1 rRNA gene is annotated in these 440 nt (G+C 65.7%); it reads right to left on the bottom strand.

Annotated features, from left to right (window positions below):
• A 16S ribosomal RNA gene (locus tag AY633_RS10405) occupies window positions 1–440 on the bottom strand; the annotation flags it as partial.

Genomic DNA, 440 nt, shown 5'->3' with positions numbered 1-440 from the left:
GACTACCGGGGTATCTAATCCCGTTCGCTCCCCACGCTCTCGCGCCTCAGCGTCAGGCCAGGGCCAGGCAGCCGCCTTCGCCGCTGGTGTTCCACCCGCTCTCTACGCATTTCACCGCTCCACCGGGTATTCCACTGCCCTCTCCCTGCCTCCAGTCCAGCTGTCTACCGGCGCCGTCCGGGGTTAAGCCCCGGAATGTCACCCGCCACATACTCGACCGCCTGCGCGCGCTGTACGCCCAGTAAGTCCGGACAACGCTTGCCCCCTCTGTCTTACCGCGGCTGCTGGCACAGAGTTAGCCGGGGCTTGTTCCGAGGGTACCGTCCCTCTCGTCCCCCCGAAAAGGAGTTTACAACCCGAAGGCCGTCGTCCTCCACGCGGCGTTGCTCCCTCAGCCGTGCGGCCATTGGGGAAGATTCCTTGCTGCAGCCACCCGTAGG

The sequence above is a fragment of the Planococcus maritimus genome, from assembly GCF_001592825.1.
GTDB classification, from domain to species: Bacteria; Bacillota; Bacilli; order Bacillales_A; family Planococcaceae; genus Planococcus; species Planococcus maritimus_C.
Note: the sequence above shows the minus strand (reverse complement) of the source record. Positions and strands in the feature narration are given on the sequence as shown.